General features: G+C 65.4%; 6 protein-coding genes. 2 read left to right on the top strand and 4 right to left on the bottom strand.

What is annotated here, in order from left to right; genetic code table 11:
- A partial coding sequence (locus ACESL8_RS12970; protein ID WP_372919518.1) for an AAA family ATPase occupies positions 1 to 1,401 on the top strand: 1,401 nt, incomplete at its 5' end.
- Positions 1,402 to 1,408: 7 nt separating this feature from the next.
- Here the strand turns inward: ACESL8_RS12970 and ACESL8_RS12965 are convergent.
- Genes ACESL8_RS12965 through ACESL8_RS12955 form a run of 3 tightly spaced genes read right to left on the bottom strand, consistent with a single transcriptional unit; the run spans position 1,409 to position 4,409 of the window.
- Positions 1,409 to 2,923: a TonB-dependent receptor plug domain-containing protein gene (locus ACESL8_RS12965; RefSeq protein WP_372919516.1), complete on the bottom strand. Its 1,515-nt coding sequence runs from the start codon at positions 2,921 to 2,923 to the stop codon at positions 1,409 to 1,411.
- A gap of 15 nt (positions 2,924 to 2,938) precedes the next feature.
- The gene (locus tag ACESL8_RS12960; protein WP_372919514.1) at positions 2,939 to 4,105 is read right to left on the bottom strand and encodes an aspartyl/asparaginyl beta-hydroxylase domain-containing protein; all 1,167 of its coding nucleotides are present in this window, start codon (positions 4,103 to 4,105) and stop codon (positions 2,939 to 2,941) included.
- 49 nt (positions 4,106 to 4,154) lie between these two features.
- Positions 4,155 to 4,409, bottom strand: a complete 255-nt coding sequence (locus tag ACESL8_RS12955) for a hypothetical protein (protein ID WP_372919512.1) — start codon at positions 4,407 to 4,409, stop codon at positions 4,155 to 4,157.
- 98 nt (positions 4,410 to 4,507) lie between these two features.
- Between ACESL8_RS12955 and ACESL8_RS12950 the strand changes: the two genes are divergently transcribed.
- A complete protein-coding gene (locus ACESL8_RS12950; protein ID WP_372919510.1) occupies positions 4,508 to 5,503 on the top strand; it encodes a hypothetical protein in 996 nt (331 codons plus the stop codon).
- 111 nt (positions 5,504 to 5,614) lie between these two features.
- Here the strand turns inward: ACESL8_RS12950 and ACESL8_RS12945 are convergent.
- Positions 5,615 to 7,681 (bottom strand): TonB-dependent receptor domain-containing protein (locus ACESL8_RS12945; RefSeq protein ID WP_372919508.1); only part of this gene is annotated, 2,067 nt, incomplete at its 5' end.

The raw sequence follows: 7,681 nt of genomic DNA, 5'->3' as shown, positions 1-7,681 counted from the left end.
ATCGATCTGATGGACGAAGCGGCCAGCCGCCTGCGCATGGAGGTGGAGAGCAAGCCCGAAGAGATCGAAGCGCTCGACCGCCGCATCATGCAATTGAAGATCGAAGCCGCCGCGCTCAGCCGTGAAACCGATGCTGCCTCCCGGGAACGGCTGACTGCGCTGAACGGCGAACTGGTGGGCCTTGAAGAAGGGTCGGGCGCGCTGACGCGGCGCTGGCAGGCCGAAAAGGAAAAGCTCGCCGGTGCGACCCGCATCAAGGAGCAATTGGACGGGGCCCGGCTCGAAGTCGAACAGGCGCAGCGCGGCGGCGATTACGCCAGAGCCGGCGAGCTGACCTACAGCCGCATCCCCGAACTGGAACGCCAGCTGGCCGAAGCCGAAGTCGCCACCGCCGCCGCCATGGTGCGCGAGGAAGTCACCGGCGACGATATCGCCGCCGTGGTTTCGCGCTGGACCGGTATCCCGGTGGACCGCATGCTGGAAGGCGAGCGCGACAAATTGCTCAAGATGGAAAGCATATTGTCGGCGCAGGTCATCGGCCAGGCCGCAGCAGTGAAGGCCGTTTCCAGCGCCGTGCGCCGCGCCCGGGCGGGCCTGCAGGATCCCAACCGCCCGCTGGGCAGCTTCCTGTTTCTCGGCCCAACGGGTGTCGGCAAGACCGAGCTGACCAAGGCGCTGGCGCAGTTCCTGTTCGACGATCCGCGCGCCATGGTGCGGCTGGACATGAGCGAGTTCATGGAAAAACACAACGTTGCCCGCCTGATCGGCGCGCCTCCCGGCTATGTCGGCTATGAAGAAGGCGGCGTGCTCACCGAAGCCGTGCGGCGGCGGCCGTATCAGGTGGTGTTGTTCGACGAGGTGGAAAAGGCCCACGGCGACGTGTTCAACGTGCTGCTGCAAGTGCTCGACGATGGCAGGCTCACCGATGGCCAGGGCCGCACCGTCGATTTCACCAACACGCTGATTATCCTGACGTCGAATCTTGGTTCGCAATATATCGCCGCCCTGCCCGACGGCGCACCCGTAAGCGAAGCCGAAGCCGGGGTGATGGAGGTGGTGCGCGGGCATTTCCGCCCGGAATTCCTCAACCGCTTGGATGAAATCGTTCTTTTCCAGAGGCTTGGCCAAGAGGCGATGGCCCCCATCGTCGATATCCAGGTCACGCGCGTGCAGGCACTGCTGAAGGACCGCAAGGTGACGCTGGACCTCACCGACGCCGCCCGGCGCTGGCTGGCGCGCGTGGGCTATGATCCGGTGTACGGCGCACGGCCGCTGAAACGCACCGTGCAGAAACATCTGCAAGATCCGCTGGCCGAAATGATCCTGGCTGGCAGCGTGCCCGACGGCAGCACGGTGAACGTGGACGAAGGCGACGGCAAGCTGGCGCTGGTCGCGGGGTGACGGCCGCCTAAAACCCCGCCACCACCTGCAGCAACGCCTGCCGCCCGGCCGGCCGTGCATCCCCGGCGTTGCTCACACTGGCGATCACCCGCAAACGCTCGCCAATCTGCCGCTCCACGCTCACATCAATCCCGCCCGCCGGCGCCGATCGATGCCGCCAACCGGCGCTCACTGCCCAGGGGCCGGTTTCCAGCGTCGCCCGCACCAGGCTGGCAAAGCGCGGCACCGGCAGCGGGGTGAAATCGGCGCGGTCGTGATGGACAGCCTGCGCGGTCAGCGCCAGTTGCGCATCCGCACCCACTCGCCCGCGCCAACTGGCCGAAACATCCACCGCCTGCACCCGCGCCGCGCCCTGTGATTGCCACCTGCGGTCCAAGGTAAGCGCAAACCCCGGCACGAACGCCGGCGTCGCGATCAACCCGGCGCTGCGGCTCATTCCGCTCACAGTCGCGAAATCATCGATCCCCCGCGCGACCTGCCCGCGCAGCGCGATGCCGGGAAACGCCTCCCAGCGGCCGCCGGCTTGCCACAGCGTTTCGCTGCGCCCAGAAACTTTAGCAGTTCCCGCCAACCACGCCTGCCGCACGCCCAGCGTCGCCACCAGATTTTCCGCCGCCGGCCGATCCTGCAAGATCGGCACAGCGACCTCGCCAAAAATCTCGCGCGCCCGCACCGCCGCTGGGCCAAGCCGCAGACGCCGCCATTGGGCCCCCGCCGCCACACTGATCGGCTCAGCCGCGCCCGGCAGAGTCAAACCGGTCGCCCCGCTCACCGCCGCCTGCGCCTGGCCGAGCCGGCTGCTCACCGCGCCTTCATCCTGCCCGCCGCGCGCCGCCGCCAGCCGCCATTGCCAGCGCGTGCCGCCCGAAATGCCGGCCGCCACATCATGCCAATCGGCCCGCGCGCCGCCTTCACGCCGCCTGGCAAACAACCCCCGGCCCCAAAGTTGGACATCGCCAACAGCCTGCTGGAAACGCCCGGCCAAATGCCAGCGCCGTTGCCCCGCCGCGCCGATTCCGGGCAGCGCGCCGCCGTGCGTGAAACCGCCGCTCAGCCAGCCAAAATCACTGCCCAGCCGCAGATCAACCACGCCGATGCCCCGCCCAGGTTGTCCGCCAGCCTGCCCACCAGCCGCCGCCAACACCCGGCCGCCGCCGCCAGCCGCCGCCAACTGAAGATCAATCACACCGCTCAGCGCACCAGCCCCGTGCGCCGCGCCGGCAGCGCCCGCACTCATCCGGGCGCCGTCCAGAACCGCGAGCGGCACCAACGACAGATCAACCTGACCAGCCGCGGCCGGCGCCAGCCGCAGCCCATCCAGCAGCACCAACGTCCCCGGCAGTCCCGACACCGCCAAGCCCCGATTTTCTGACATTGGCCCAGAGCTCCGCAGCCCCGGCCAATCCGCCAGTGCCTCTCCCGCCAGCACCGCCCCGCGCCGGCGTAGCGTGGTTTCAGACACACGGTTCTCGCTCACGATGGCCGGAGCATTGGCGTTCTGGCTGGTGATGGGCAGATCCATGCCGCCGCCGCGCAATCAGGCCTGATCCGGCGTGTAGGCGGCCACCGTTTCAAACATCACCGTCAAGGCGCGGCGCTCTTCGACGGTCAATTCCGGGCGCCACACTTCAAACAGCAAGATGGCGCGCGGCGCATCACTGTCATTACAGGCCTCATGCTCGATGGAATCGTCGAACAACAGCACCTCGCCAGCGCGCACATCGCGCACCTCACCGCCCACCCGCAAGCGGCAGCCACCGGGCACGATCAATGGCAAATGGCAGATTAACCGTGTGTTGAGCATGCCGTGGTGGGGCGGAATATGGGTGTGCGGCGCCAGGATCGAAAACAGCGCCATCGGCGCCGTGCCTGCAATGCGCGGCAGGGGGGCCTCGCCCAGCGCCGCCATGGTGGCGGGGCAACGGGCCGCATGATCAGCAATCGGCTGTCCGCCGTGAAACAAGTGGAAGGCGCTCCAGCGCGCATCCGCCAGCAGGGCGTGGCCCTTGTTGGGCCGGTCCGGATCGGCCACCACATAAGGGGCAATGCCACCGCCCCCAGCCATCACGGCTTCAGCTTCGGCGCGGATGGCTGGCAGCGCAGCGGCCAGCGCGCCGGTCCAGGCGAAATCCGCCGGGTCGTAAAACGGGACCTGCGGCAGGCGCGGATAGTAAAAACTGGTGGGTTGCTGCAGATAGGGCTGGCTGCGCCCCGACACGATCTGCAGGGCCTCAGCAAAACGCGGACCGGTGGTGGTGGGATCAATACCCGCATCACCAAGCGCCCCGGTCATCCCGGCTTCAAAGCGGGAAAAGGCGACTTCGCGAGCGGTGGCAGCCCGGCCGAGACGCGCAATCAAATCGGGGGGCAACTGCCGGCCCTGCGCTGCGTTGAGGGCACGTTCATACCAGGCGATGGCGGCCCGGTCATTGCCGCTGCGGGTCTGCACTTCGCCGGCCATCACCAGTGCATAGGGATTGGCCGGATCGCCTTCCACAACGCGCGCCACATGCGCCATCACGGCGCCGCGATCATCAAGGATATCACAGGCTTGCGCCAGCCACAGCCATATCTGCGGTGTGGCACGGCCACTGGCCACAATCGATTCGAACGCCGCACGGGCTGCTGTGCCGTCACCGCGCTGCAAGGCTGCGATGCCGGCTTGCGCAGTGCGTTCAAGGGCGGCCTTTTCGGGATCCGTCATGGTCAATTCCATGGCCAAATCGGCCGCACCGCACCGGCAGTGCCGGCGGTCACTGGCTGCCGGGCCGGCTCATGGTCGAATTGTTCAGGTCGCGGGCAAATTGTTGATTGGTTTCTTGCACATAGGCCCATTGCTGCCGCGTGAGGCAGGTGCGCTTGACCTTGACCAGACTGCCGGTTTCCTTGTCACGCTTGCAGACGATCTCCTGGCTTTTGTCCACCGGGGGCGCCGCAGCAGGCGTCTGGGCTGCCGCCGGTGCCAGCGCAGCAGCGGCAATGAGCAAGGCAAAGGCATAATCGCGCACGAGCAAACATCCTTTTATCGCACTGTTCGACGCGCAATGAAGTTGCGCTTTGAAGGGTAGGGATTGCACTTTATCGGGCAGCGCGTCAAATCACTGGCGTGACCATTATTGCTTCCAATCCGGTCTGGCTGCCGCATCGTTATGATCCCCAGCACGATGCCATCCATTTCCGCCACACCCCGCGCAGCGCCCACGGCAGCGCCACCTTCCTGACCGACGAATATCTTGGCGAGGCCAAGCCCAGCATCGTGGCGCGATCGGCCGCGCGGGCGCAGGCCGGATCGCCAGCCCCCTTGCGCTTTATCGTTCACAGCGCCTTTTGCTGTTCCACGCTGCTGGCGCGGGCCTTCGATGCGCCCGGGCTGGCGATGGGCCTGAAAGAACCCGTTATCCTCAACGATCTGATCGGCTGGCAGCTGCGCGGCGGCGACGGGGGGCAGATCGCCAGCGTGCTTGATGACAGTCTCGCCCTGCTTGCCCGGCCATTTGCGCCGGGCGAGGCGGTGGTGATCAAGCCCAGCAATCTTTGCAACGCCATGGCGCCGCTGATGCTGCAATTGCGCCCGGACGCGCGAGCACTGCTGCTGTATGCGCCGCTGCCGGTGTTTCTGGGTTCGGTGGCGCGCAAGGGCATGGATGGGCGGCTGTGGGTACGCGAACTGCTGGTCAAACAGCTCAAGCAGGGGCTGCTCGGCTTTGGCTTCAGCGGCGAGGATTATCTCGGGCAGACCGATCTGCAAGTCGCCGCCATGGGCTGGCTGGCTCAGCATGCGCTGTTTGCGCGGATGGCGGCGCAGTTTGGCGACCGGGTGGCTACGCTGGATTCGGAGCTGTTGCTGGCTCAGCCCGGCCCGGCAATGACAGCGCTGTGCCGCTTCTTTGGGGTGCCGCTGGACACACAAGCGATTGTTTCGGGGCCTATTTTCACGCGCCACAGCAAATTTGGCCAGGCCTTCACGTCCGACGATCGCACCGCCGAGCGTTCGGCGGAGGCGTTGCACGCTGACGAGATTGCCAAGGTGGCGATCTGGGCCGAAGCCGTGGCCAACGCCGCTGGGGTGCCGATGGAACTGCCGCGCGCCTTACAGGCTTGATCCAACCGGTGGGCCGAAGCGCCGCCGTTTCCTTCAGCGGCTCTCAAACAGCAAAAAGGGCGGGTGTTGCCACCCGCCCTTTCGCATTTCTGCGCCCTTGCGGGCACCGCATCAGAAGCGGACGTTAACCGTGACGGTGTAACGGCGGCCCAGAGTATCGTAGGTCGACGGGAAGGTGTTGCCGCTGTTGAACGCGGTCGAACCAGCAGCAGCACCAACGAGCGGAGGCTTGGTGTCGAACAGGTTGCTCACCACCCCAACCAGGGACAGGTTGTCACTGATGTTGAAGCGGCCGGTCAGATCGAAATAGTCGTAGGCCCGGATTTTGCGGAAGGCCGGGAAGAACGGCGTGTCATCACCGAAGAAGCCATTGGCAGCGGTCGGGGCGGCCGCATTCAGCGGCTCCTGGATGACGCTGTCGATGTGGCGCCACAGCAGCGACACGTCGAAGGTTTCAAAGCCCAACGACGTGCGCAGCGAGGTCTGCCACTTCGGCTGGATCGAACCGGTGAACGAGCAGTTCGGGCTGTAGTAGCCGACGCACTCGCGGTTGACCGACGTTGGCGTTGCCTGGAACTGCGAGCGGAAGGTGTAGTTGAAGTTGCCGCTCACTCCCAGCTTCGCGAAGCCGAGATCGTTCGAGTAGGTCAGATTGACGTCCAGACCGTCGGTCTTCAGACGGCCAAGGTTCGAAAGCGGACGCGGCAGGCCAAGCGATTCGCCATCGAACGAACCAGACAACGGGTCACGCCGGATCGCGGTGCAGGCCGCGCTGGTGGCGCTGGCGGCAGTGACGCTGCCGAAGCAGGCCGCAATCGCATCACCCGGCAGCGGGCTGGTGATCGCATCCGTCACGCTGATATTGTAATAATCGACCGTGATGGCGAGGCCCGGAACGAAGGTTGGCTGGAACACCGCACCCAGGGTCCAGGTGCTGGCCTTTTCCGGCTTCGCATTCGGGTTGCCGCCGCCGTAGGCATTGGCTTGGCCCGCAGCCGGCTGATCGATTTGGCCGATGATGCCGGGAGCAGCGCCCTGCGCGATGCAGACCGCGCGCAGGTTGGCGCTGTTCACCGGAGCGGCACCAGCGCACGGATCAGTACCCAGGTTGGTCAGGCCACGCGAAACTGGCGCGAAGAGTTCGCCGATGTTCGGCGCACGGACGGCGCGGCTATAGTTACCACGCACCTTGAAGCCCTGGACGAATTCCCACGTGCCGCCGGCCTTCCAGGTGAAGGCATCGAACGACGGATTGCCTGGAGCAGCAATTTCATAGGACGAATAACGCGCGCCAGCTTCAACGGTCAGGTTCTCGAAGAAAGGCTTGCCTTCAAGGATCGGGGCGATGATTTCGCCGAAGATTTCCTTGACGTTGTAGCCGCCTGCGACGCGCGGCGTCGGGCCGCCACCGCCGCCCAGCACACCGCGTTCAGAGAAATCGTCCGGCAACACGGCGGCGCCGTAGTCGCGATACTCAGCACCGACAGCAAAACCGATGGCTTCGGCATCACCAAAGCCGATGCCCAGATCACCCGACAGCAAGCCGCGAACCTGAGTCAGGCTGGTCGTGGTACGGACGGTCGAGTCGCCCGAGATGAAGCGGGCCATCGCCGGCGTGATCGAACCAGCCGGACCGTAGAGGTTCAAGGGCACGCACAGCGCGTTGCCGCTGAGGCAAGTCGAGGTATTAGTTGCAGCGAGGGCATCCAGCACGCGATCGTTGATCAGGTAACCGGTCTGACGATTGATATTTTCGCTCTCGCCATAGGCGGCAGACACGTCCCAATCGATCGTGTTGGTCAGCTTGCCGCGCAGGCCGGCGGTGTAGTCGAATACGGTCGTGGTGAATTCACTGTCACGCGTGCCGGCTTCGACGGTACGGCGACTAAGAAGCGTGGTGACGGAACGATAGTTCGGATCCGCTGGGCTGAGAGCCGTCGCCGCAGCGTTGCACTCAGACGGGGTGAAGCGCGGCGTGTAAGCACCTGAGGCTACCGAGCTGGTATTGAAGGCGCAATATTGGTTGCGGATCGCGGTCGGTATGAACGGGTTCGACAGCGGCAGTGGCACCGTCTGCGAGAACAGGCCCGACGGTGCGATGATGGTGCGCACGGTGTTCTTGGAGAACATGCCACGGCCATAAACTTCAATGTTGTCCGTGACCTCATAATTGGCCTT

The sequence above is a fragment of the Sandarakinorhabdus sp. genome, from assembly GCF_041689835.1.
Lineage (GTDB): Bacteria > Pseudomonadota > Alphaproteobacteria > Sphingomonadales > Sphingomonadaceae > Sandarakinorhabdus.
This window is presented reverse-complemented; position numbering and strand designations above follow the sequence as displayed.

Excerpts from the sequence above, each read along its gene's own strand:
- ACESL8_RS12960 (WP_372919514.1), bottom strand. The coding sequence starts at position 4,105 with ATGACGGATCCCGAAAAGGCCGCCCTTGAACGCACTGCGCAAGCCGGC.
- ACESL8_RS12965 (WP_372919516.1), bottom strand. The coding sequence starts at position 2,923 with ATGGATCTGCCCATCACCAGCCAGAACGCCAATGCTCCGGCCATCGTG.